Genomic DNA, 25,709 nt, shown 5'->3' with positions numbered 1-25,709 from the left:
ACAGAAATGACGACATTTTAATACTTTTTAATCTTCTAACATAAAATCAATATCAGCCAATTGAACACCATTAACTAGGATAGCAACACTATGTTGGCCACTGTAATATTGTCTTGTAGAGATATTTTTAAAACTGAATGATTTATTAATTAGCTTGTTATCTTTATTGATAACCGCCTCCGAGAGTTGGAATATCTTACGGGCTTGTTGTCCATTTTTTTTCATAAAATCAATGGCAAATTCGATTCTTAATTTATTCAAGGGCAAGGATTTTTGATGGACCAGATGACAAGAGAAAGTAAAAAGCTCTCCCATCGACACTGCTTTATCTGCCTTAAAATTAACTACTTCGATATGTTCTGGTGGTAAAAAACCAAATAACGACAATGCAGTTGGATGGGCTTGTTTTAATAAGCTTCGACATGCGTGTTTTATTAAACGTTTTGTCTCTGTAGTTTTACTTTCAGCTAACCACTGTTGTGCTAAGTTAACCACAATCAAAGGGTGATCCTTGGCAATATCATTGAGATTATTAGCCACACTTCGTCGTACATATTCGCTATCATCATTTTTTAATGCCTCTAATATAGGCAAGATGAAGTTGGGATCTTTTTTGAATTCAGGTAAAGCCATTGCCCAAGGTAATCGAGGTCGGCACCCTTCCGACGCTAAACGACGTATATGACTATCATCACTATTACACCATGTTAATAACACCGCTTGCATCTGTTGCGGGTATTCAACAATAAAAGGCCGTACCGCAAACTCCGCACTGGCAAACTGGGTTATATAAGAGAGAGCCTCAATAGACGCTGAAAATTCATGCAATCCATAGCATTCCACAAAAGCAGGAATAAACATACCTTCGTAACTTGTAAAATGAGGTGCTATTTGTTTAATAATCGCTAAGGTTTGTAAGTAGTCGAGATCAATAAACAGATTTAATTGATGCGCAAGGTGTAAAGTCCGCGCTTTAAGCTCTTTATCTGCCCATTCGTCGTTAAACACCGCTTTGATAAATTGGCTTTTTTGTAATGATGGATAACTTTTTTCAACAACATCAGCAAGGTGCGAAATATAATCTGGGTTATAGACATCTTTTAATAAAGCAGCCATGTTGTTCCTATTTTATTTAGTTAGTTGTTTAGTTGTTTAGTTGTTTAGTTGTTTAGTCGTTTAGTTGGTTAGTTGTTTAATCGGTTAGTTGTTTAATCGGTTGGATGTTAAGTTGGTCCTAGATTAGCATAATAAGTGCAATTTCTTAGATTGGATGTTCAACAGTTTAGTAGCATAAATAATAGAAATGGTGCGGGAATGAGAACGAGGCCATTTTATTCACATCTATGACCTCATAGTGATTACTGATTACTGATTACTGATTACTGATTACAAAATTAACTCACCAAAATGGAAAACACAGAACTGTCCTGTTTCCATCTTGTTCCAGGATTCATCTTTAGTGAGCGGTCGCGTTGCAATCACAGTAACAATATCACTGTCAGAAGTTTCCTCTTGAAAATCAACAATCATGTCTTCATCGATTAACTGTGCTTTACCAAAAGGAGCACGTCGTGTTATCCAGTGTAAATTATTAGTGCAATAACACATCACGTATTGACCATCGCTCAGCAACATATTAAAAACACCTAATGCTCTTAATTGATCTGCATAACTGGCTATTTTTTTAAAGATTAATCGCATATCAGTCGGTTGTTCAGGGAAGTCTTGATGTAGCTTGTGCAAAATCCAACAAAAGGCACGTTCACTGTCTGTTTCTCCAACAGGGCAAGCGTGCCCCATTTCTAAGCTTTCGTATCCAGTAAGTTGTCCATTATGCGCATAAGTCCAATTACGTCCCCATAGCTCACGAATAAAAGGATGTGTATTCTCTAAATTAACACCACCTCGATTTGCTTGACGGATATGGCTGATCACCGATTTACTTTTAATTGGATATTTTTTAACAAGCTCTGCAATTTTAGAGTCACAGCTAGGATTTGGATCTTTAAAACTACGACAGCCTTTGCCTTCATAAAAGGTGATTCCCCACCCATCTTTATGAGGTCCGGTTGCACCGCCTCGTTTCACTAACCCACTAAAGCTAAAACAGATATCAGTTGGGACATTGGCACTCATGCCTAATAATTCACACATTGTTTAACCTAAGCCATTTTCTTTTCAATTAAATAGATCAAAATATGAATGATCTTAATATGTATTTCTTGAATACGATCAGCATAACCAAAGTGTGGTACTCGAATTTCAACATCCGCAAGACCCGCCATTTTTCCACCGTCTTTACCGGTTAATGCGATCACTTTAATGTCTTTACTTTTTGCAACGTCAATGGCCTTTAGAATATTAGTCGAGTTGCCACTGGTCGATAAACAGAATAAGACATCCCCAGCACGTCCAACACCTTCTAAATAGCGCGCAAATATTTGTTCAAAACCATAGTCATTACCGACACAGGAAATATGACTAGCATCTGAAATTGCAATCGCTGGGTATGATGGGCGATGTTCACGGTAACGTCCCGTTAACTCTTCCGCAAAATGCATGGCATCACAATGAGAGCCGCCATTACCACAGGCTAATACTTTGCCATCATTTTTAAAAGCATCAGCTAATAATGAAGCCGCATCTTCAATATTTTGTAAGTTTTGTTGTTCCGATAGAAATGCGGTTAACACCTGTTGAGCTTCTTGTAGCTCATCTTTAATAATCGATAAATTCATAGTACCTACTTAATTGGATTGATTGATAATCATCAGCTCAGAAAACGTAACCATCAATATTTTATTAATTTATATTTATTAACTTATATTGTTCAACTTACAAGTGAGCGCTCGTATTTCTCCATGATACTGTGAGATGTAAAGTCAGCAAGGAAAATCTACAACTTCAGCCGACGCGAGAAGTTTATCCTTAGCTTAAAATGACGAATGGCTATAAATTAATTAAATGTACTTCGTCAGTTTCAGCTGTTTTTGCAAATTGATTTTTTAATACTTTTTTTGATTCCATATAAATTTCACCATTTTGAGCAATGGTGAAATGGTCTGGCTCAACATTAAACTCTTTTTGGTAAGCCATCACCAATTGTAGCGAGTGTGCTTTTTGCTCCTCGGTAAGTGGCGCACCATCTAACCATTTCCCTGTTTCTACGGCTGTTTTTAGCTTTTCATAAAGCTCTGAAGATATATTTTTTGCATACTCATTGATATTTGACACAGACTTTACCCGTAACTAGTTTAGTAATGTGAAGCAAGTATATTTATTTACTTAAAATTATCTAGTGATGATTGCGCAAGCATGAATATTTTTGCCATAGATCGGCTTTTTATAACAAACAGTAGTTGAATGAGAATCATAACAAAAGGGTTTTGAACAATGGACAAACCTAAAAAATAATACAAGGGATAAGCTGAAAGGTGGATATCTTGCGGGGACTTATATTCAATAAAGCGAATACGATTTATCACCATCAAAAACGCCTTAAACTTTTAGTTATCTATTATTAACAATAATTAAGATAAAAAATGTTTAAGGCGTTTTTATAAGTTTTATATTCGCATAAGAAGACTTTATTTTTTAGCTATTAATCTCTTAATTTAGCTTTAAATAATAAAATAGAGTGTGCTTTTGCAAATACAGGGCTGACTACTTTTTTAGGGTCTTCAATCAACTCTCCGCTAGGACAGTTAGTATCCATTACTTCATACCAATCTTTATTGTCAGGTAACTCAGGAAGTTGACAAGCAATTTGATAAGTTGATGCATTCAAGATTAAATGCCAATGTTCACCAGCAGGATCCGCTTCTTTTAACTCTACAGCAAGAGCTTGTGAGTTAGAGGCATGCCAATCAGACTGTCCCATCACATAACCATTTGGATGATACCATTGCACTTGATCACTCACTAACTCATCGTCATTTAATATCAAATCACCAAATAAACGAGAACTTTTACGTAACGCGATCAATTGAGAAGTGAATTTAAATAAGGCTAAATCTGCTTTACTTTGGTCCCAGTTAATCCAACTAATTTGGTTATCTTGACAATAAGCATTATTGTTACCAGATTGATGATTACCCATCTCGTCACCGGATAAAAAATGCGGTGTGCCTTGAGATAAAAATAATGTCGCAATCATATTACGTTTTTGTTGCTGTCTTAATGTGTTGATACGCGCATCTTTAGTTGGCCCTTCACAGCCATAATTAGCTGATAGGTTATGGCCATGACCATCTCGATTGTTTTCACCATTGTCTTGGTTATGACGATCTTGAAAAGACACCATATCATCCAACGTGAACCCATCGTGATAACAAATATAATTAACGCTAGTGGTATTAGTACGTAGTCCAATTGGAAAGAAGTCATGTGACCCTAGAAGACGCATTGCCACTTCAGATACGATCCCGGTATCACCTCGCCAAAAAGAGCGCATTGTATCGCGATAGCGATCGTTACACTCTTTCCATTGTTCAGGGAATGCGCCTAAACGGTATCCTCCCGGTCCAATATCCCAAGGTTCAGCAATCAAAATCACATCACTTAACACAGGATCTTGTAATAATGCTTTGAAAAAGGCACTTCGCTCTGTAAAGCCTTGTGCTTCACGCGCTAAGGTAACCGCCAAGTCAAATCTAAAGCCATCAACTTGCATTTCTGTTACCCAGTAACGTAATGCATCCATAGTGATCTTTAATGACCAACTAAAATCTAAATTAACCGTATTACCACAACCAGAGTGATTACTGTATCGCTGATAATCAAGCCCCAGTTTACTGTTTTCAAAGGTATAATATTGTTTATTATCAAAGCCTTTAAAACTCAGAATTAAACCATCACTACCTGATTCTGCAGTATGATTAAAAACAACATCTAAAATAACTTCAATGTTAGCTGCATGAAGTTCACGCACCATAGTTTTGAACTCAGCAATCGCATCATATTGGGCGTAACGAGTTTCAGGTGCAAAGAAGTTGATTGGGTTATATCCCCAATAATTGGTCAACCCTAGTTTTTTTAAACGTGGTTCACTGACAAAACTAAACACCGGCATGATTTGTAAACTGGTCACGCCAAGAGATTGGTAATGTTTGATGCTTTCAGGGTGTGATAAACCTCGATACTTGCCGCGCATTGGCAAAGGAATATTGGGGTTGGTTCGAGTAAAACCTTTAGTATGCACTTCGTATAAAATACGATGTTGTTCTTCTATTGCAGGTTTTTCTACATTCTGCCAATCAAAATGGTCATCAACCACCACTGATTTAGCTACATAGGTATCATTATAATCGCTTTGTGATTGAACAAAACTGTGTTGAATTTTACTTAGGCATTTGGTGTATGGGTCAATTAATAAGTTTTTATCATTGAATAACAGCCCATTTTTAGGTTGATACTCACCGTAGACACGGTAACCATACATCTGCCCAGCCGTTACACCTTCTAAATAAATATGCCAAAGATGTGAATGAGCAGGTATGAGAAAAAAACTATCAATTTGATTTTCATTTTTATCAAATAGACATAATTCAACACGCTTCCCTTCCTGGCAATGCACTGAGAAGTTGCAACCTTGTTTGTCTAAGGTTGCTCCTAAGGGATAGTTCTTCCCCGTAAAACTAACAAATAGATGCTCTTTAGCATCTATTTGTGTAGCCAATTCCATTTTAGTTCCTGACACTTACGATCCTTTTTTCTTCAAATACACTGTCGATAATGGAGGCAAGTTTAACACAATAGAATGATCTTTACCCTGCCAAGGATAATCTTCACTATTAAAGACACCCATTTGGTCTCCCATTTGGTAATTACTACCCCAATAATATTCACTATCAGTATTTAAAACGACTTCGTACTGGCCGGCTTCATCAACGGGTAGACGGTAACGCTCACGCGGTACAGGAGTAAAGTTACTCACACAGATAACATGTTCTGTTTTATCAATGTTATAACGAATAAACGAAACAACACTATTTTCACCATCACTGTGGTCTAACCAAGCAAATCCCTGTGGCTCATAGTCAGATTCATACATTGCACTGTGACTTTTATAAAAATGGTTCAAGTCACAAATAAGTTGTTTTTGGCCCTTATGTTTATCATAAGATAATAGGTCCCAATCTAAACTTTGGTTATGGTTCCATTCACGAGCTTGCGCGATCTCCCCGCCCATAAAGTTTAGTTTCTTACCAGGGTGGCCGTACATATAACCCATATAGGCACGCAAGTTAGCAGCACCCTGCCATTCATCACCAGGCATTTTTTCTAACATACTTTTCTTACCATGTACGACTTCATCGTGTGATATTGGTAAAACAAAATGTTCATTGTAGTGATAAACCATCGCAAAAGTCATTTCATGGTGATGATATTTACGGTACATAGGATCTTGCTGCATATAACTTAATGTATCGTGCATCCAACCCATATTCCATTTGAAGCCAAATCCAAGTCCGCCATCAAAAGTAGGCTTTGAAACACCAGAGAAAGCTGTCGACTCTTCAGCAATGGTCATTGCGTGAGGATATTGTTTATAAACTTCTTCGTTAAACCATTTTAATAAGCTGATCGCTTCATAGTTATGATTCCCGCCATCAACATTCGGTACCCACTCACCCTCTTCGCGAGAGTAATCCCAATACAACATAGAGGCAACCGCATCAACACGTAATCCATCAACATGGAATTTATCAAGCCAAATCAAAGCACTTGCAACTAAGAATTGACGCACATTGTCACGACCAAAATCATAGATATAAGAGTTCCAATCTGGGTGCCAACCACGACGTGGATCTTCGTATTCATAAAGTGGAGTACCATCGAAGCGTGCTAATCCATGGGGGTCTGATGGGAAATGTGCAGGTACCCAGTCAACAATAACGCCGATGCCAGCTTGGTGACATTGGTCAATAAAGTATTTAAGATCATCTGCATCACCGAAACGACTGGTAGCAGCAAATAAACCTACCGGTTGATATCCCCACGAGCCGTCGAAAGGAAACTCTGAAATAGGCAACACTTCTAAATGTGTATATCCCATCTCAACTAAGTAAGGTAACAAGTCAGACGCCAATTCACGATAGGTGAGCATGCGTTCATGACCATTTTCATTTTTGCGTTTCCACGAGCCTAAGTGCACTTCATAGATACTCATGGCAGCGTAGCGTTTATCACCTAACTGCGAAGCACGCCATGCATCGTCATTCCATTGGTAAGCATCATGGTCAACCACAATTGATGAATGAGAAGGATATAATTCAGCTTGAAAACCAACTGGATCGGCTTTATGCGGTAAACGATTACCTAGTCCATCTTTGAGTTCAAATTTATAAGCACAACCAGCAGCTAAACCAGGGATAAATAACACCCAATGCCCGCACCAACTGCGTTGCATAGGATTACGTTGTCCATCCCAATGATTTTCAGCAGAAATAAGACTGACACTACTTGCATTGGGTGCATATACAATAAACCTAACACCACTAACTTCAACACCGTCAACAGTCACTGTTTTTAATTGAGCGCCTAACGTATGGTAAACATTTTGTGGTGCTTCATGCAAAGTAGATAAACCATCAAATGCAATCTCATGAAACTGATAGGGGTCGATGAATTGATGACTACCACTTTTATATTGAGCATCTAACTGATAAACAAATTTATCGGTTACTTGCGGTAAGTTAATTTCAAATAAACCATCTTCGTATACTTTTAATAATTCACCAGAAATACCGCTATCATCAAGAGCAGAAAATGAAACTGAAGTCGCATCAGGCAGCCAAGCACGTAACAAGAAACCATCACTAATTGGATTTTTAATTAACCCTAATTGCTCAAAAGGATTGGCTAATCGCGCTTCTTTAAGTGATCCTAAAAGTTCATGCTTTAATGGCATCGTTTTAATAGTTGCAGGCACTTTTGCAGCAACTGCTTTTTGATCAGATGTTGCTTTTACCGGTGATTTCTTTGGTGACACTTTCTTTGACGTTGTTTTTTTAGTCATTTTAAATACCTAATCCGAAGTTTATTTAGCCTAATGTCTGATTATTTAGATCTTGCTTCTGTCAAATCTTTCAATAGGCACTGAATAGCTGAGTCAGCAAAAATAGCGTCTAAATTTTTAGATAATTTCCGTTGCCAGTTTTTATATTCATCGCTTGTGCCAGGCACATTAACTGGTTGATCCATTTCTAAAAAATCTTCTAGCTGCAAACTTAACAATGAAGCACTGCCCGCCGCAAGGTGTTTTTGTAACGCAAAGTTCAATACTTGATCCATGCCAGTAGTATTGGCGTCTCGGTTGTAATTTTCAGGTAAACTACCATGCCCATGTAAGCTATCGAGAATCTGTTGCTTGCACTCTACACGGTCACGAAATAGCTTTTCCAACACAGCGGGGTCTGGATATAAACCTAAACTTTTGCCTAAATACAAATCTTCACAATGCCAATATCCTTTAATTGTCGGCATATCATGGGTTGATAACGTAGCCATCGCCTGTTGAATATAATGTGATGGGGATAGAAAACCGCCATCTTCAGCTTGCTCAAAGAAAAACACTTTATAGGAATAAACGCCGGCTTCTTTAAGTAGTTCATCCATACCATCAGGAACGGTCCCTAAATCTTCACCAATAACTAGACATTGATTACGCACACTTTCTAATGCCAATAAATTTAACATGTCATAAATATTGTAATAAATATAAGCACCACAACCAGCAGGTGCACCTTCAGGAACCCACCAAAGTCTTAATAGAGCCATCACATGGTCAATACGTAATGCGCCACAATGACTCATATTTGATTGTAGTAATTCAATAAAAGGTTGATAGCCAGTTTCAAATAACTTATCTGGAGACAGCGGAGGTAGTCCCCAACTTTGACCTAAAGGACCTAAAATATCAGGTGGCGCACCAATACTAATATTTTCATAATAAAGTTCATGATTAGCCCATATTTCACTGCTATTCTTACTCACGCCAACGGCCAGATCACGATAAATACCTAGAGTCATGCCTAATGATTTTGCAAGTTCATCAGCTTCTGCTAATTGCGTTTCTGTGAGCCATTGGCAATAACACCAAAATAAAATTTCAGCTTCATTTTCTAAGCACCATTGTTGGGTTTCAGGTGTAGCGAATGATTGAAAACCTTCCGGCCATACAGGCCATCCCCAAGCTTGCTCGTTTTCAGCCAAAAACTTAAACTGCAGAGCATCGAAAGCAGCTTGCTGCTTTAATGAATCGCCCTTTTCTTCTACAAACTCATTAAGTGCCTGCAAACGTAGATTATTTACCGATTGTCCATCATTTAAGGTTGCAAACAAGTCACGTAATGCACTCAATTTTAATGCAGTAACATTCTCGTAATCTACCCATTCAGTCGCTCGCAGCGAACTTAATTGTTGCTGAAAATCACTGGTTGCTAATTTATCTTTTAACGTTTTGCAATGTTCAAATTCAGGAACCGCATGAATATCGGTATAAAGGATATTTAACCACTTACGTGATGAAGGACTGTAGGGACTTGCATTGTTAGGTTGTGCAGGGCTAAGCGCATGGATTGGGTTTAAGCCGATGAAGTCGCCACCGCTTTGCGCTGTTTTAGTCAATAATGACTTCAAGTCTGAGAAATCACCGATACCCCAGTTATTTTGACTTTTCAAACAATATAGTTGAACACTGGTGCCCCATAGTTTTTTACCTTCTTGCATCGCCTTCGGCGTAAAACAAGCACTTGGAGTAATAATTAAAGCCATATTGGCTAATGGTTCATCATTACCCTGTTCCAATAAATTGAGTTGGTGATAACCGATGGCTAACTCAGTGGGTAAAGTAACTTGATATAGTTGAAATTCAACATCACCTATATCTTTATTACCTAATAATGGGAAATCTGTTGCAGTAATTGTTGTATCTATTTGTTGACCATCTTCCGTGATGATTCTGTAAATAAGAGGATCGGTAACAAAATCAATAGGCAGATGCACCTCAAGTTGATATTCCGATGCCTGCTGTTGCACTGAGACAGGAGCGATTAGTCTCAACCAATGTTGTGTTTCTTGTTCTTCATAATGTGCAGATAGTGCTTGCTCATCCGAAGCATCAAACCCCATATGATTGATAATATTTTTAATACTTTCATCAAGAACAGTTGCAGGCGCCCCCCACGCATCAACAAAATTTGGATCAATCCCTTTCAATTGCATAAACGACTCTAATGCAGAACTATTCATAAAACACCTATGTATGGTTAATTTATCGCTAGATTTTAATATTAAAAATGAATGTGTAACAAAATAGATAAAATTTATAACGAATTCATCAGTGGATAATAACTTAATCAAATAGTTATTTTACTAAAAATATTAAATCTTATGCATGTTTATAATTTACTTTTCAAAACCATATCAAAATTTGTTTCACTTTTATATTAACAAGCTTCGCAAATGATTTAGCTCACTAATTTAAATAAACAATATAGTAGAATGAATAAAACATAACTGAACTTCATACAATTCATGACATAGGGAACAAAAATGATTTCACATTTGAGACTTAACACAACAAAAACTCTCTCTGAACAGGTTTCACTTCAAGTGGACAGTAAAGGCTTTGAGTTTATTATTATTAATCACCCCAAATTTGATGCTGCATTTACCTTACATGGCGCACATTTGATTCACTTCCAAGTAAAACAGCAAGCACCGCTTATTTATTTAAGCAAAACGGCTTTGTTTGATGATAAAAAAGCAATTCGTGGTGGTGTGCCTGTTTGTTGGCCTTGGTTTGGTAATACTGAAGAAAGCCTTAGCAAAAAATTACCAGGGCATGGCTTTGCTCGTACCAGCAAGTGGGCTGTATCAATTATCGATGAGACATCCGATGCAATTGACCTTGAATTCACACTATCAGCTAATGAAGTAACTAAAGCGATTTGGGATCATGATTTTACATTAACGTTGAAAGCTTCTTTGTCTGACCACGTTGAACTGTCACTAATTACCCAAAATACCGGTACCGATACTTTCAAGTATGGTGGTGCTTTGCACTCTTACTTATGTGTTGCTGATATCACTCAATGTACTATTGATGGTTTAGCATCGACTTATTCTGATTCCTTAGATGAAGGAAAACAGAAGAATGCAGAAAAAACATTACCTATAGATGGTCCTATTGATTCAATTTATGCAATCAACGAAGGTGATGTTATTGTTAATGACGCAAATAATGAACGTAAAATAATAGTGACTAACACCGGTAATGACTCTGTGGTAGTTTGGAATCCGTGGATAAAAGGTGCAATTGCATTTGCTGATATGCCAGATGATGGTTACCAAACAATGATGTGTATTGAATCAGCAATTACTTCAAAACAAGGTGTATTAGTTGAATCAGGGCAATCTCACACACTAAAAACCGTGATTAAATAACGCACTGTTATTCATAATAATGAAATTTACTAACAAAAAAAGAATAAAAAGCACCAATATAGTGAAATAAAAGTAATCATATTATTACAGTTAGGTATTGACTTATTGAAATCGCACTTTAATCATGGTTTTTCTTTATTTTCTCTAGAATTGCCCTTAATATGCTCGTGTAATTTAATTACTGTGATACCAGTTCAAAAAAACACACTAATTTTTAATTAAATACTTTAAAAGGTTTAATCAAACAAAAAATGTGTTTTCAGAGCTATAACTTGACTAACATCAAGTCGTTGGCGTTTTTGACGCTTATAATGATGACAAGTTTAAAATCAAACCTCCATAAGGAACAATAAAATGACAATTAAAGTAGGTATTAACGGCTTCGGTCGTATCGGCCGTTTCGTATTCCGTGCATCATGTGAACGTGATGATATTCAAGTTGTTGCAATCAATGACTTAATCGACGTTGAATACATGGCTTACATGCTTAAATATGACTCAACTCACGGACGTTTCAACGGTACTGTTGAAGTTAAAGACGGTAACCTAATCGTAAATGGTAACACTGTACGTGTAACTGCAGAGCGTAACCCTGAAGATCTAAAATGGGATGCTGCTGGCGTTGACGTAGTAGCTGAAGCAACTGGTCTTTTCCTTACTGACGAAACAGCTCGTAAGCACATTACTGCTGGCGCTAAAAAAGTTGTTTTAACTGGTCCTTCTGGTGACGTACCAATGTTCGTTAACGGTGTAAACTTTGCAGCTTACGCTGGTCAAGATATCGTTTCTAACGCTTCTTGTACTACTAACTGTTTAGCACCTGTTGCTAAAGTACTTAACGACAAATGGGGCATTGAATCTGGTCTAATGACGACTGTTCATGCAACAACTGCTACTCAAAAAACTGTTGACGGTCCTTCAATGAAAGACTGGCGCGGTGGTCGTGGTGCTTCTCAAAACATCATTCCATCTTCAACTGGTGCAGCTAAAGCTGTAGGTAAAGTTCTTCCAGAACTAAACGGTCTTCTAACAGGTATGGCTTTCCGTGTACCAACTGCTAACGTTTCTGTTGTTGACTTAACTGTTAACCTTAAAACAGCTGCTACATACGAAGAAATTTGTGCTGCAATGAAAGCTGCTTCTGAAGGCGAAATGGCTGGTGTTCTTGGTTACACTGAAGATGCTGTTGTTTCAACTGACTTCAATGGTGAAACATTGACTTCAATCTTCGACGCTAAAGCTGGTGTTGCACTAACTGACAAATTCGTTAAAGTTGTATCTTGGTACGATAACGAAATCGGTTACTCAAATAAAGTTCTAGACTTAATCGCTCTTATCTCTAAATAAGTTTGTTTAAATAGAATTTATAAAAGCCTGCCTAGTGCAGGTTTTTTTGTATCTGTAATTTATGTTAAAGCTAACTTCTTGTAGTTGGATCTTGCTCCGATTACGAAATCTAACGGTTTAACATTACATAAAAACAAAGTTCTAAACCTAATCTCACTCCTATAGTAAATGACGCTAAATAAGTTTAATTAGTTAGCATTATAAAGCCTACCTAGTGCAGCTTTTTGTATCTGTAATAGTATTAAAAACTAGTTAAAGCTAACCCTCGGTAAGATAACCAAAGCAGTTACTCAAACAAAGTGCCAGATCTAATTTCAGCTCTATATGTAAATACGCTAAATACTCGCTACAAAATTTACGGGATATAATCGTGCTTTTATCGTTTAAAGTTGCTTTTTTTTATCTCTAAATCTAAGTCGTTATTGACGACTAATTCTTGAAATGAACGCATTTAACTTATTCTTAGAATAAAAAATCACTCGAATGACATTCATGACACATTACTGTTTACCCATTATTAAAATGTTTTACATGAAGAAAAATATTTAAAAAGACAAGTTATTCTTAGTGCTTTAGTAACCAAACTGTAATTAATACACTAAAAGATGAAAGTGAGACCATCTAAAGAAACATAAAAATAACATTGAGCAACATTCAATAACATCTAACAACGTCCAATAACAGAACAGTCACTTTTCAGATCAATTCTCACGATTCATCAACAAAACCTTCATATACAAAGAGCATCAGCTTAATTGTATTGAAAAATTATGATTGTTTCGTAAATACTTATTATTCAACCGCATTAAGTTCAATTGATTCGCTTTTTAGGATCAAATTAGCCACAATATAACAACTGAACATTTTGGATATAAGAATATGAATCAAGCATCTCCAAGCCTTTTTTGGCACGATTATGAAACATTTGGATTGAACCCTGGCACTGACCGCCCTTCTCAATTTGCAGGAATTCGAACGGATCTTGATTTAAATATTATTTCAGAACCTTACGAGTGGTATTGCCGCCCACCGAATGATTATTTACCTGCACCAGAGGCCTGTTTAGTGACAGGAATAACGCCTCAACATGCTTTACAACATGGTGAATTTGAAAATCAATTTATATTCAACATATTGCAACAATTCCAACAACCTCAAACCTGTGTTGTTGGTTACAACAATATTCGTTTTGATGATGAAGTTACACGCTTTACTTTGTACCGAAATTTTCACGATCCTTACCAAAGAGAGTGGCAAAATGGCTGCTCACGTTGGGATATTATCGACATGGTACGCGCATGTTATGCCCTTAGGCCGGAAGGTATTGAGTGGGTATTTGATGACAATGATGCACCAAGCTTTAGATTAGAGTTATTAACTAAAGCAAATGAGATAACTCATCAACAAGCACATGATGCAATGTCTGATGTTTATGCCACTATTGCGATGGCAAAACTGATCAAGGACACGCACCCTAAATTATACGAATATTGTTATAGCCTGAGACAAAAAAATAAAGTTTTAGAACAACTTAAGCTCGGCACTTTTACACCATTAGTGCATATTTCCGGCATGTTTTCTGCGCTACAGGGTTGTTGTTCTTATATTCTTCCGATCGCTCAACATCCGACAAATAACAATGCGGTTATTGTGCTTGATTTAAATAAAGATCTTTCACAGTTGGCTGCTTTAACGGTAGAACAATTACAAACCTATTTATATACCGCTACGGATGATTTACCTGAAGGTATTAATAGACCTCCTATAAAGCTTATTCATATTAATAAATGTCCAATCGTCGCTAGTGCAAAAACATTAACCGCAGAAAGAGCTAAAGAATTGGGTGTCGATGCTAAACAATGTCGCCTTTCTATGGACTTTTTCTCGGCAAACAGACAGCTAGTAGAGAAGCTGATATCAGTATTTAATACTGATGCCAAAATTAATAAGGAACAGCAGCCAGAGCAAAAACTCTATTCTGGTGGTTTTCCAACGGCTAATGATAAACAACAAGCAAAAACGATTTGTGCTCTTTCTCCACAGCAAATAATCAATCATGAAGTTAATTTTGACGATCCTAACTTGGCTACACTTTGGTGGCGATATAAAGCGAGAAATTATCCTCAAACGCTGACGATTGAAGAGCAACAAAAGTGGGCTAGACATAGAGAAGCTTATCTGATTGATCATACTAATGACTATGTAGAACGTCTTAATATCTTGGCGATCGAGCATCAACATAGTGCTGAAAAGATAGAGATCTTACAAAAACTGGGACATTATCTAGAGTTTTTGAATGAAAATGGTTAAAAAATAACAAAATTACTCTACAATTAATGATTAACAGCAAAGTGCTGCAATTGTCATACTAGGATTAAGAAGATCAAGGAGCGATCAAGTTGAGTATGTGGTCTGGATTAAAGTTACCTTCAGTAAAATTAACAATATTGGTGCTAAGTTACTTAGTCACTCCAAGTGTTAGTTTTGCTCAAGATAATAACCAAAATCAACTACAACTGGATTACCAGTTAAGCATGAAAAAAGTTAATTTTTTGGAGAAGCCCTTCTCTTCATTTTATTATATTTCAGAAGCAACTTATCACTACCTCGATTCTGCATTCAATGGTTTTTATCAACGCATAACTTTCGACACTTCTATCAAAGACAGTACCTTTAAAAAAAGTAAACAATACGAAATAATTTCAGTTCCGTTCATTTCAAATAACAGCCAATTAGTTCAATTTGAGATATTTGGAAAGTTCTCTGATCCTAGTAACGATAATCATCGAGATATGTCACCAGGCCGTACTTTATATGAATATATTGAAAACTCCGAAGCCCTCGATATTTATAATAGTGAACTATCTCTTGGAGCCGGTATTAGCTTTCAAACATCCCCTTACAGTAAAATCAAAGTATTGATTTCTAATAGAAACCTACCAGGTTACGGTGCAAGCCAAGCTTTAATTGGTTTCGAATCACGCTTTTAACTTATCTTCCCCCTCTAAAATACAACTTATCTCAAAAACCTATATGGTATAACAAAATTTCACTTCCCCATTTACAAACATTAGATATGCTATCAAGAACTAATTATTAAATAACCCAACGGATAGGAACATCATTATGAGTAAGATTTTTAGCGATAATTCACAAACCATCGGTCATACGCCGTTAGTACGTTTAAACAATGTGACTACAGGTAATGTATTTGTAAAGGTTGAAAGTCGTAACCCAAGTTTCAGCGTTAAAGATCGCATCGGCGCTAACATGATTGATGCAGCGGAAAAAGATGGCACATTAACTAAAGGTGTTGAATTAGTTGAAGCAACAAGCGGTAATACTGGTATCGCACTTGCTTTTGTTGCAGCTGCACGTGGTTATAAAATCACCCTAACAATGCCAAATACAATGAGTATTGAGCGTCGTAAATTATTAAAAGCATTAGGCGCAAACTTAGTATTGACTGAAGGCGCACTAGGCATGAAAGGCGCAATCAATAAAGCGGAAGAGCTAGCAGCATCAGCGCCAGGAAAATACTTAGTTTTACGCCAATTTGATAATCCTGCTAACCCGCAAATCCACGAACAAACAACAGGACCTGAAATTTGGAATGATACAGACGGTGAAATAGATGTATTTGTAGCTGGTGTGGGTACTGGTGGTACGATTTCTGGCGTTAGTCGTTACATCAAAGAAACACAAGGCAAAGCAATTATTAGTGTGGCAGTAGAACCGACAGATTCACCGGTTATATCTCAAACATTAGCTGGCGAAGAGATCAAACCGGGTCCACATAAAATACAAGGTATTGGCGCAGGATTTATTCCTAAAAACTTAGATATCTCATTAATTGATAGAGCTGAAGCGGTAAGTAATGAAGATGCAATCTCAATGGCTCGACGCCTAATGGAAGAGGAAGGTATCCTTGCTGGTATTTCTTCAGGAGCAGCGGTTGTTGCCGCAGCACGTTTAGCTGCTCAACCAGAATTCAAAGATAAAAATATTGTCGTAATACTACCTAGTTCAGGTGAGCGTTACTTATCAACGGCATTATTTGCAGGTCTATTTGACGGCGAAAACTTTGCATAAAACGTAGAATAATATGTGACTTTATGATTTTACAAAGGTACTTTTTAGTACCTTTTTTTTTACTTCCAATATCCCTACAGGTCGCATAGTCCAAAAAACATACAAACACACGAATAATACCTTGTTTTCATCACCTATTCAGAGAAAATCATTGACCTTATCTGTCTTATTTAGGATCATGAAATCCAATTTTTTAATTGTTATAATTACAAAAAGCTGAATAAAATTAACAGAAAAGTGAAAGTGAATATTTATTCAAACAAATATTGACCTATGTCTAAACTTTCTTATCGTTTTTTATGTTTAATCAGCTTGTTATTATAATTTACTTCAGCTAATAACTATTTTTTTAATGACATTAAATTAATTGTTATTACCATTTAAACTTAAATAAGGTGCTCTCATGTATCAAAAAACAGTAACTATCACAGCTCCAAATGGCCTTCATACTCGTCCTGCTGCACAATTTGTTAAGGAAGCAAAATCATTTGCATCTGACATTTCTGTTGAAGTTGGCAGCAAGTCTGCAAGTGCTAAAAGCCTTTTCAAACTACAAACTTTAGGTTTAACTCAAGGTACATCTGTAAACATCAAAGCTGAAGGCGCAGACGAACAAAAAGCTGTTGATACTTTAGTTGAATTAATGGCAACTTTAGTTTAATTCAAAACATCTTTTATTAGATCAAATTCAGTAGTTTTTTAAGGATAGGTTATGATATCTGGCATACTTGCATCCCCTGGTATTACGTTTGCAAAAGCGTTGTTATTACAAGAAGACGAAATTTCTCTCAATACTGAGAAAGTAGACAATATTGAACACGAAATTACTCGATTTGTTGATGGCCGAGCAAAAACTTCAGCTCAACTAGAAATAGTCAAGCAAAAAGCGCTTGAAACATTTGGTGAAGAGAAAGAAGCTATCTTTGAAGGGCATATAATGCTCCTTGAAGATGAAGAGCTTGAAGAAGATATCATCGCCTATATGAAAAAAAATAAGTGCACAGCTGATTTCGCAATCAACTCGATTGTGGAAGAGAATGCACAAATGTTACAAGAATTAGATGACCCATATTTACGTGAACGTGCTGCGGATTTCCGTGATATCGGCAATCGTTTACTTAAAAATGTATTAGGCATTGAATTAGTTAATTTAAGTGATATCGCTGAAGAAGTAATTTTAGTAGCTAATGACTTAACGCCTTCTGAGACAGCACAGATTAATCTTGATAAAGTATTAGGTTTTATCACTGATATCGGTGGCCGTACTTCACACACATCAATTATGGCACGCTCATTAGAAATTCCAGCGATTGTTGGTACTAATGATATTACAAAATGTGTGAAAAATGGTGACATGATTATTCTTGATGCCTTGAATAATAAAATCATTATTAATCCAAATAAAGCACAATTGGCTGAAGCTAAATTGGTACGTGATGCCTTCTTAGAAGAAAAAGCTGAACTTGCTAAATTAAAAGACTTACCTGCTATGACTTTAGATGGTCATCAAGTAGAAGTAGGGTCAAATGTTGGTTCGGTAAAAGATACCGATGGCGCTAAACGAAATGGCGCTGAATGTGTTGGTTTATACCGCACAGAATTTTTATTCATGGACCGCGATCAACTACCTACTGAAGATGAGCAATTTGTTGCTTATAAAGATGTAGTTGAAGCAATGGAAGGCAAACCTTGTATTATCCGTACTATGGATATTGGTGGTGATAAGGACTTACCTTACCTAAATCTTCCTGCTGAATTAAACCCATTTTTAGGATGGCGTGCAATTCGAATTTGTTTCGACCGCCCTGAAATAATGAACCCACAATTACGTGCTCTACTTCGTGCTTCTGCATTTGGTAAGATCCGTATCATGTTCCCGATGATCATTTCAGTAGAAGAAGTTCGCAAGCTAAAAGATATTTTAGAATTGTTGAAAACAGAATTGCGTAATGAAAATCTTGCCTTTGATGAAGAAATTGAAATTGGCGTAATGATTGAGACACCAGCAGCAGCTGCGATTGCTCATCATTTAATTAAAGAAGTCGATTTTTTCAGTATCGGTACAAACGATTTAACACAATATACACTTGCTGTAGACCGTGGTAATGAACTAATTTCTGATTTATATAATCCACTTTCACCATCGGTGTTAACGATTATTAAGACCGTTATTGATGCTTCACATGCAGCCGGAAAATGGACGGGTATGTGTGGTGAATTAGCGGGTGACGAGCATGCAACACTATTGCTATTAGGTATGGGATTAGATGAGTTCTCTATGAGTGCTATCTCAATACCAACCGTGAAAAAAATTATTCGCAGCACTAATTTTGCTGATGCTAAAGAACTCGCTGATAAAGCCCTTTCAATGGCAACTGCTGCTGAAATTGAAGCCTTAGTTAACGATTTCAATCGAGCTAAAGGAATTAGTTAACTAATTCATTTTAAAGGTGATATAACATCACCTTTTCTTGCACTTTATCAAATATTCGGAGTTTACTAATATGGGTTTTTTTGATTCTTTAAAAAAAGCAGTAACAGGCAATACACAAACAGCTAGTACTATTAATATCATTGCACCACTTTCAGGTGAAATTGTTGCTATTGAAGATGTGCCAGATGTTGTTTTTGCCGAAAAAATTGTTGGTGACGGTATTGCAATTCGCCCAACAGGCAACAAAATGGTTGCACCTTGTGACGGTGAAATTGGTAAAATTTTTGAAACAAACCACGCATTCTCATTAGAATCAGATACGGGTATTGAGCTATTTGTTCACTTCGGTATTGATACAGTTGAGTTAAAAGGTGAAGGTTTTACTCGTATCGCTCAAGAAGGTCAAAAAGTTAAAGCCGGTGATACTATCATCGAATTTGATTTAGCTTTCTTAACTGCAAAAGCAAAATCAATTTTGACACCTGTTGTGATCTCAAATATGGATGAGATTAAAGAGCTACAAAAAATGTCTGGTACTGTTGAAGTAGCAACTGATGTAGTATTAAAAATAGTTAAATAATCTTTTTAATTATTTTGATATTCTCTTATTAAGAGTCGCTTAGGCGGCTCTTTTGTTATCTCCATCTCTTTAATTACTATACATTATCAAACAACTGACCTTCTCAAATTTTACTTAACGAGTCTTCGTAAACACCCATTGCCATTCAATATGCAAATATCATCCGCATCATAGAAGGTATATTCACAGCTATATATTTTTCTTCTCCTTGCTTACTTGTTACAATCCCCTATCTTTTTTATTCTAATACTTAAGTGCTTCTTATGAATACAATAATGTACGGTATCCCAAATTGCGATACGATTAAAAAAGCCCAAAAATGGCTTAATGAAAATAATATCTCGTTTACTTTCCATGATTATCGTAAAGATGGTTTAGATAACCAATTACTAAAAAAATTTTATCAACTAGCAAGTTGGGATCAATTGCTCAATAAGCGCAGTACTAGTTACCGAGTGTTAACCGAACAACAAAAAGAATCGTTAAATGCCGAGACCATTAGTCCCTATTTTATTGAATCTCCAACATTGATTAAACGTCCATTAGTGCTCCACAATAATGTGGCTATAGTCGGCTTTAATGCTAAGAACTATCAACAATTTTTTGCTGTATAAGGAAATACAATGACTCATTCCCCAGTGGTAAGCCTGTTACAGGATTTAATCAGCCGTCGTTCAGTCACACCTGAAGATGCAGGATGCCAAGACTTATTAATCGCACGTCTTGAAAAACTTGGTTTTGTCTGTGAAACCATGGAATTTGAAGATACGTTAAATCTATGGGCGAGAAGAGGAACTGAAGCTCCTTTATTTTGTTTTGCAGGACATACTGATGTAGTACCAACAGGTCCGGAAAGTAAATGGGCAACACCTCCATTTGAACCAACTATCATCGATGGTATGTTATATGGCCGTGGTGCTGCCGACATGAAAAGTGGTATTGCCTGCTTTATGTTAGGACTTGAAGCTTTCATTGAAGAACATCAAGACCATAAAGGTTCTATTGCATTGCTTATCACCAGTGATGAAGAAGGTCCGTTTATCAACGGGACAACGCGTGTTATTGATGTATTAGAAGCAAGAAATGAAAAAATTGATTACTGCATCGTTGGCGAGCCTTCAAGCACCAATCATGTTGGCGATATAATAAAAAATGGTCGACGTGGTTCGTTAACGGCAGATATTACCTTCAAAGGTACGCAGGGGCATGTTGCTTACCCACACCTAGTTAATAATCCAATTCACCTTGCGACGCCAACCTTAACTGAATTAGTACAAACAGAATGGGATAAAGGTAATCAATACTTCCCTGCGACTAGCTTTCAAATCACTAATTTCAACTCCGGCACAGGTGCCAGCAATGTTGTACCAGGTGATGCAGTTGTGCAGTGTAACTTCCGCTACTCAACAGAGTTAACAGCGGATATGATCACAGAGAAAGTAGAAAAGATCCTTAATAAAGCAGAATTTGAGTACGAAATACACTGGACCTATAACGGACAACCTTTCATCACTGAACCAGGATCGTTAACCGATGCAGTTGCACAAGCTATTTTAGCAACCAACGGTATCACCACTGAACTATCAACCAGTGGTGGAACATCTGACGCACGCTTTATTGCGCCGACAGGTGCACAAGTTGTTGAGTTAGGGCCTATTAATGCCACTATTCATAAAGTTAATGAATCAACCAATGTGCAACAACTTGATGAGCTTGTAGATATTTTTAAACTCACCTTGAAAAATTTATTAGCATGATCTCAAGGTCAATGACACCAATGCAGTTAACCGGACAGGTACAAACTCATCTTGTAGAGTTCGCACCTAACCGATTACTGCACAAACAAGTCATTGCTGATTTTTCTGCGCTCCAACAGGCGGCGAAACGTGATGGGTTTACATTACATATTGCCAGCGCGTTTCGTAGTTTTGAGCGTCAGTTACTTATTTGGAATAAAAAGTATGCAGGCCTCACTCCTATTTTAGATGAACATGAAGTTGCCATACAAAGTGATAAGATCAGTGAAATAGACAAATTATACAAAATCTTACATTGGTCCGCACTACCTTCTGCCAGTCGTCACCATTGGGGTACGGATATAGATGTTTACGACCCCACTTTATTACCCGCTGAACAATCTTTACAACTGCAAAAAAGTGAATATTTAAACGGTGGTTACTTCTCAGAGCTAACCGAATGGCTGGGTAATAATATTGAACAATTTGGTTTTTATCGGCCTTATCAGCATGACCAAGGAGGTGTTGCACAAGAGCCTTGGCATATCAGTTACTTTCCATTGGCCGATGATTTTTTATCACAACTGGATTTAGATCTTATTTCCAACACCTTAAAGCAATATTCTATTCAAGGTGAATCGCTAATTCAGCAAGAGTTGCCTACCATATATAAACAATATATTTGTAATATAAACACACGGTAAGTATCCACTAAAGGAATAATCATGTCTGAACGTCGTAAATTTTCGCGTATAAACTTCCAATGTCATTGCTCACTCATTTTTGATCAAAAGATTGCTACACATGACTTTGATGCTTCACTGGTAGATATCTCACTTAATGGTGCATTAGTGGCTGTTACTGCCCTTTCACCCGATGTAAATCAACAACAGGTTCAGGTTAGTCTGACGCTTCAAGGATCTGACGTACAACTGCTGCTAAACGGCACAGTAAGTCATCAACAAGATCAACTATTAGGTATTCACTTTACTAAAATTGAGTTAGAAACAATGTCACATTTAAAGCGATTGATTGAGCTTAATATAGGCGATCATGATGAAATGCACAGGGAATTCGAACAGTTGATTGAAATGCATATTGCTGAGAGTTAATCTATTCTCTATCTGTAAAAGAGACGGTTAATGATTTATTCTTAATAAGTTAGTAATGATGAATGTTTAGTATGAGTAGCTAATATGAATGTTTAGCCTAGTTGCCCATTCATACTTAACTTTTCATCGACTTGCACTTAAGAAATAAAGGCAGAGGATCAAATTGAAAAGCATAAGAGTAAGAGGGTATAAGTTCAAAGCAGTAAACTAAACACCATTAAATTGCTTAATTTACTGCTTAATCAATAAAAGTTAGTCTTTAAAGTTATTAAATTGAAAGCCCATTCCTAGGTCACACTCTTTTACCAAACGCATTGCTTGTTGCAAATCATCACGTTTTTTACCCGTAACACGAAGTTGTTCACCTTGGATAGAGACTTGCACTTTAATTTTACTGTCTTTAATTAATTTAACTAGTTTCTTTGCAGTAGGTTGGTCAACCCCTACTTTAAACTTAACCGTTTGAGACCAAAATTTACCCGATTGGTCACATTTTTCAGGATCCATAGCACGCGTGTCTACATTACGCTTAACTAAATTAGCACGTAACATGTCGCGTAATGAATTAATTTGCATTTCCGCTTCAGCTTCTAATTTCACAACTTCTTTATTTAGCGTTATAGATGCTTTTACACCACGAAAATCGAAACGAGTACCGAGTTCGCGACTGGTATTATCGACGGCATTTTTAACTTCCACTAAATCAACTTCTGAAACGATATCAAATGAAGGCATTTTTGTTCCTTAATAAAGAATTAAAATAATTAACAGTAAATTTACCAGAAAACCTCGCTAGCATCTATCTCCCTACTGGACTTTGTTAGGTATCTCTTAGGTTGATATCATCTCTTAGACTTAAAGGTACTCTCTGAATCATTTTTTAATCAACTATTGAGTTTTGTACAAGGCTGATTAGTAACGGGTATAATAAGATAAAGTAAGCATAAAATAATGACATGATAGAGGTAAGGGACAAGTATGATTCAAATTATTGGTGCAGGTGCAATTGGCTGTTTATGGCTGGCAAAATTACAACAGTCAGGCAGTGTTTGTCACCTTGTATGTAGGTCAAAAACCACCAAATCTATCTTACAGTTTACCAATTTATCTGGTCAGCAAAGTTTACTCACTATTTCTGTAAGCCAAAAGGTATTAAATACAAGCACAGAGCAAAAAAACAGTACTATTCTGGTTTGTGTCAAAGCACAGCACGTTGTCTCTGCTTTATTAGCACAGCAACAATATATAGATATAAAACAAAAACTTATTCTAATGCATAATGGCTACGGTTGTGCAGAACAAGTACGGAAACACTTCCCCGACAATCCAATCATTTGTGCGACTACAGCAAATGCAAGTTTAGTTAATGCGCCATTGGATGTTATGCACACGGGTATGGGCCCTACTTACCTAGGCGCTTTTATAGATTCAGCTGAAATGGAGGAACTGACAGAGGAAGATAAAGAATCACCAACACAATTACATCATTTTTTAAAGCCCGTTATTGAGCCACTGCAACAGGCAATGCCAGAAGTATATTGGAGTGAAGACATTGTAAAAAAATGTTGGCTAAAGCTGGTCATCAATGCTGTTATTAACCCCCTCACGGCAATTCACCAAATACAAAATGGACAATTGCAATCACCTGAATATGCTGTCGTTATTCAACCTTTAATTTCAGAAATTTTTGCCATTGCAGAAGCAGAGCATATTGATTTTGAATTACTCGCTTTACAGCAAAATATAGATCAAGTGATCCTAGCTACAGCAAAAAACTTTTCATCAATGAATCGAGATATTTTTTATCATCGCCCCACTGAAATCGAATTTATTAATGGTTATTTAATAAAAAAGGCACAACAACATAACATTGAGGTGCCTCTTTTACTTGAGTTATACAATAAAGTTAAAGTGTTGGAGAATCACTCAGCAATTGCTGAAGGTAAGTATTAATATTCTCGTTTAACTTATCTCTTAAACGCAACTGCAATAACTCTGGTTGCTGCGCAGAAACTTTAATCGGCCAACGTTTACGACTCATCACTTTACCATTTTCTGAAAAACTCAGTTCATAACTGCCACGTAGCCAGTACCACTGTTCAAGACGCGTTGGCTTAGTCACATCAATCGAGCTTGATAATTGTAAAGCTGACGTATCAACAACTTTCACACCCAATGTTGATAGTCCTGCTTGTAATAAACTGATATCTGTCTCGCTATCTTCGGCAACACTAACTTCTAAAGAAGCTAAGTTATTACGTATTAACTGTTCAATGTCTTGACTAGAAACTTCATTAGGAATGCCGCGTCCTCTAATATAGGCTAACTGTAAATCAGCCATTTTTCGAGAAACTTGCAGATCTCTCGCATTACGTAATGCGTTAACAGCTAAAATAGAATTAGGTGCGGTGTTTTGACTATACTCTATCAGCTTGAGAGCCTCTTGATCCGCTTCCATAATTGTTTCTGTCAGGTTTTGCGCGGCACTAATTTTATGTAGCACAGCTAACGCATAATATTCACCACTTTGGCTCAACCAAGTCTCTTTTATTTCAACGCCTGCAATGGCTTGATTTGTCTTCGTCGCAATATTACGTTGTAAGCTGCTCGAACTCTCCATGGTGACACCTAAAGCGCTTTCATTTTTGATTGCCTCGGTCAATGTATGTGTTTCAGCTTTAACATTAACGGAAAATATTTCAACTAAATTAGCAACCGCATTTTTACCTGCAAGTGTTCTACTCGATGCCTGTCCCACAGCCGTTAAATAGACATTACTAGGATAAGTTGTCTGCGCATGGTCAATCCAATCTGGTCGTTTCTTTTTATCTTGTTCGATATCACTCGATGATGAACAAGCAGAAATTAACAATATTGATAATAAAATAGGTAACGAGAAGGTTATTTTGTTCATAAAAACTCCATAAAATTTAATCGGTAAAAACGTATGAATAAAA

General features: G+C 36.7%; 22 protein-coding genes. 13 read left to right on the top strand and 9 right to left on the bottom strand.

Annotated features, from left to right (window positions below; genetic code table 11):
• Nucleotides 1–27: 27 nt before the first annotated feature.
• The 7 genes from GQR44_RS14635 to malQ form a co-directional block, all read right to left on the bottom strand.
• Complete coding sequence (locus GQR44_RS14635) at nt 28–1,116, bottom strand: DNA alkylation repair protein (protein ID WP_166372487.1); 1,089 nt, start codon at nt 1,114–1,116, stop codon at nt 28–30.
• 270 nt (nt 1,117–1,386) lie between these two features.
• Complete coding sequence (locus GQR44_RS14630; protein WP_166372486.1) at nt 1,387–2,154, bottom strand: class II glutamine amidotransferase; 768 nt, start codon at nt 2,152–2,154, stop codon at nt 1,387–1,389.
• Between the two features lie 8 nt (nt 2,155–2,162).
• Nucleotides 2,163–2,738, bottom strand: coding sequence for a D-sedoheptulose 7-phosphate isomerase (lpcA, locus tag GQR44_RS14625; protein WP_166372485.1), 576 nt, complete (start codon nt 2,736–2,738; stop codon nt 2,163–2,165).
• Nucleotides 2,739–2,949: 211 nt separating this feature from the next.
• On the bottom strand, nt 2,950–3,234 hold the full coding sequence (locus GQR44_RS14620; RefSeq protein WP_166372484.1) for a DUF1315 family protein: 285 nt from the start codon (nt 3,232–3,234) through the stop codon (nt 2,950–2,952).
• A gap of 367 nt (nt 3,235–3,601) precedes the next feature.
• Nucleotides 3,602–5,698: a glycogen debranching protein GlgX gene (glgX, locus tag GQR44_RS14615; RefSeq protein WP_346774362.1), complete on the bottom strand. Its 2,097-nt coding sequence runs from the start codon at nt 5,696–5,698 to the stop codon at nt 3,602–3,604.
• Nucleotides 5,699–7,912, bottom strand: coding sequence for a 1,4-alpha-glucan branching protein GlgB (glgB, locus tag GQR44_RS14610; protein WP_166372508.1), 2,214 nt, complete (start codon nt 7,910–7,912; stop codon nt 5,699–5,701).
• 149 nt (nt 7,913–8,061) lie between these two features.
• Entirely contained in the window at nt 8,062–10,254 is a 2,193-nt protein-coding gene (gene malQ, locus GQR44_RS14605; RefSeq protein ID WP_166372483.1) for a 4-alpha-glucanotransferase, read from the bottom strand.
• A gap of 303 nt (nt 10,255–10,557) precedes the next feature.
• Between malQ and GQR44_RS14600 the strand changes: the two genes are divergently transcribed.
• The 12 genes from GQR44_RS14600 (at nt 10,558) to GQR44_RS14545 (ending at nt 22,752) form a co-directional block, all read left to right on the top strand.
• Nucleotides 10,558–11,451, top strand: coding sequence for a D-hexose-6-phosphate mutarotase (locus GQR44_RS14600; protein WP_166372482.1), 894 nt, complete (start codon nt 10,558–10,560; stop codon nt 11,449–11,451).
• A 354-nt stretch (nt 11,452–11,805) separates the two neighbouring features.
• On the top strand, nt 11,806–12,798 hold the full coding sequence (gap, locus tag GQR44_RS14595) for a type I glyceraldehyde-3-phosphate dehydrogenase (protein ID WP_166372481.1): 993 nt from the start codon (nt 11,806–11,808) through the stop codon (nt 12,796–12,798).
• A gap of 879 nt (nt 12,799–13,677) precedes the next feature.
• Complete coding sequence (gene sbcB / locus GQR44_RS14590; RefSeq protein ID WP_166372480.1) at nt 13,678–15,108, top strand: exodeoxyribonuclease I; 1,431 nt, start codon at nt 13,678–13,680, stop codon at nt 15,106–15,108.
• Nucleotides 15,109–15,197: 89 nt separating this feature from the next.
• Complete coding sequence (locus GQR44_RS14585) at nt 15,198–15,788, top strand: hypothetical protein (RefSeq protein ID WP_166372479.1); 591 nt, start codon at nt 15,198–15,200, stop codon at nt 15,786–15,788.
• A 136-nt stretch (nt 15,789–15,924) separates the two neighbouring features.
• On the top strand, nt 15,925–16,890 hold the full coding sequence (cysK, locus tag GQR44_RS14580) for a cysteine synthase A (RefSeq protein WP_166372478.1): 966 nt from the start codon (nt 15,925–15,927) through the stop codon (nt 16,888–16,890).
• Between the two features lie 403 nt (nt 16,891–17,293).
• Nucleotides 17,294–17,551 carry an HPr family phosphocarrier protein gene (locus GQR44_RS14575; RefSeq protein ID WP_113818788.1) on the top strand — a complete coding sequence of 86 codons (258 nt, stop codon included), beginning with the start codon at nt 17,294–17,296 and terminating at the stop codon, nt 17,549–17,551.
• A 51-nt stretch (nt 17,552–17,602) separates the two neighbouring features.
• Nucleotides 17,603–19,324, top strand: coding sequence for a phosphoenolpyruvate-protein phosphotransferase PtsI (gene ptsI, locus GQR44_RS14570; protein ID WP_166372477.1), 1,722 nt, complete (start codon nt 17,603–17,605; stop codon nt 19,322–19,324).
• A 70-nt stretch (nt 19,325–19,394) separates the two neighbouring features.
• A complete protein-coding gene (gene crr / locus GQR44_RS14565) occupies nt 19,395–19,904 on the top strand; it encodes a PTS glucose transporter subunit IIA (RefSeq protein ID WP_028867124.1) in 510 nt (169 codons plus the stop codon).
• A 263-nt stretch (nt 19,905–20,167) separates the two neighbouring features.
• The gene (locus GQR44_RS14560) at nt 20,168–20,518 is read left to right on the top strand and encodes an ArsC family reductase (RefSeq protein ID WP_166372476.1); all 351 of its coding nucleotides are present in this window, start codon (nt 20,168–20,170) and stop codon (nt 20,516–20,518) included.
• A 9-nt stretch (nt 20,519–20,527) separates the two neighbouring features.
• A complete protein-coding gene (dapE, locus tag GQR44_RS14555) occupies nt 20,528–21,661 on the top strand; it encodes a succinyl-diaminopimelate desuccinylase (protein ID WP_166372475.1) in 1,134 nt (377 codons plus the stop codon).
• Nucleotides 21,662–21,681: 20 nt separating this feature from the next.
• The gene (locus GQR44_RS14550; RefSeq protein WP_240923664.1) at nt 21,682–22,344 is read left to right on the top strand and encodes a M15 family metallopeptidase; all 663 of its coding nucleotides are present in this window, start codon (nt 21,682–21,684) and stop codon (nt 22,342–22,344) included.
• Nucleotides 22,345–22,365: 21 nt separating this feature from the next.
• Nucleotides 22,366–22,752: a PilZ domain-containing protein gene (locus tag GQR44_RS14545; RefSeq protein WP_166372473.1), complete on the top strand. Its 387-nt coding sequence runs from the start codon at nt 22,366–22,368 to the stop codon at nt 22,750–22,752.
• A gap of 252 nt (nt 22,753–23,004) precedes the next feature.
• Here the strand turns inward: GQR44_RS14545 and GQR44_RS14540 are convergent, their stop codons facing one another.
• Nucleotides 23,005–23,487, bottom strand: coding sequence for a YajQ family cyclic di-GMP-binding protein (locus GQR44_RS14540; RefSeq protein ID WP_166372472.1), 483 nt, complete (start codon nt 23,485–23,487; stop codon nt 23,005–23,007).
• A 243-nt stretch (nt 23,488–23,730) separates the two neighbouring features.
• On the opposite strand from GQR44_RS14540, the gene GQR44_RS14535 reads away from it, so the two are divergent.
• Complete coding sequence (locus GQR44_RS14535) at nt 23,731–24,705, top strand: 2-dehydropantoate 2-reductase (RefSeq protein WP_166372471.1); 975 nt, start codon at nt 23,731–23,733, stop codon at nt 24,703–24,705.
• On the opposite strand, the gene GQR44_RS14530 is transcribed toward GQR44_RS14535, so the two are convergent.
• A complete protein-coding gene (locus GQR44_RS14530) occupies nt 24,659–25,666 on the bottom strand; it encodes an LPP20 family lipoprotein (RefSeq protein ID WP_166372470.1) in 1,008 nt (335 codons plus the stop codon). The two genes, GQR44_RS14535 and GQR44_RS14530, sit on opposite strands and share 47 nt — an antisense overlap.
• Between the last annotated feature and the right edge of the window lie 43 nt (nt 25,667–25,709).

This window comes from Psychromonas sp. SA13A (assembly GCF_011378715.1).
In the GTDB taxonomy this organism is placed as follows: Bacteria; Pseudomonadota; Gammaproteobacteria; order Enterobacterales; family Psychromonadaceae; genus Psychromonas.
This window is presented reverse-complemented; position numbering and strand designations above follow the sequence as displayed.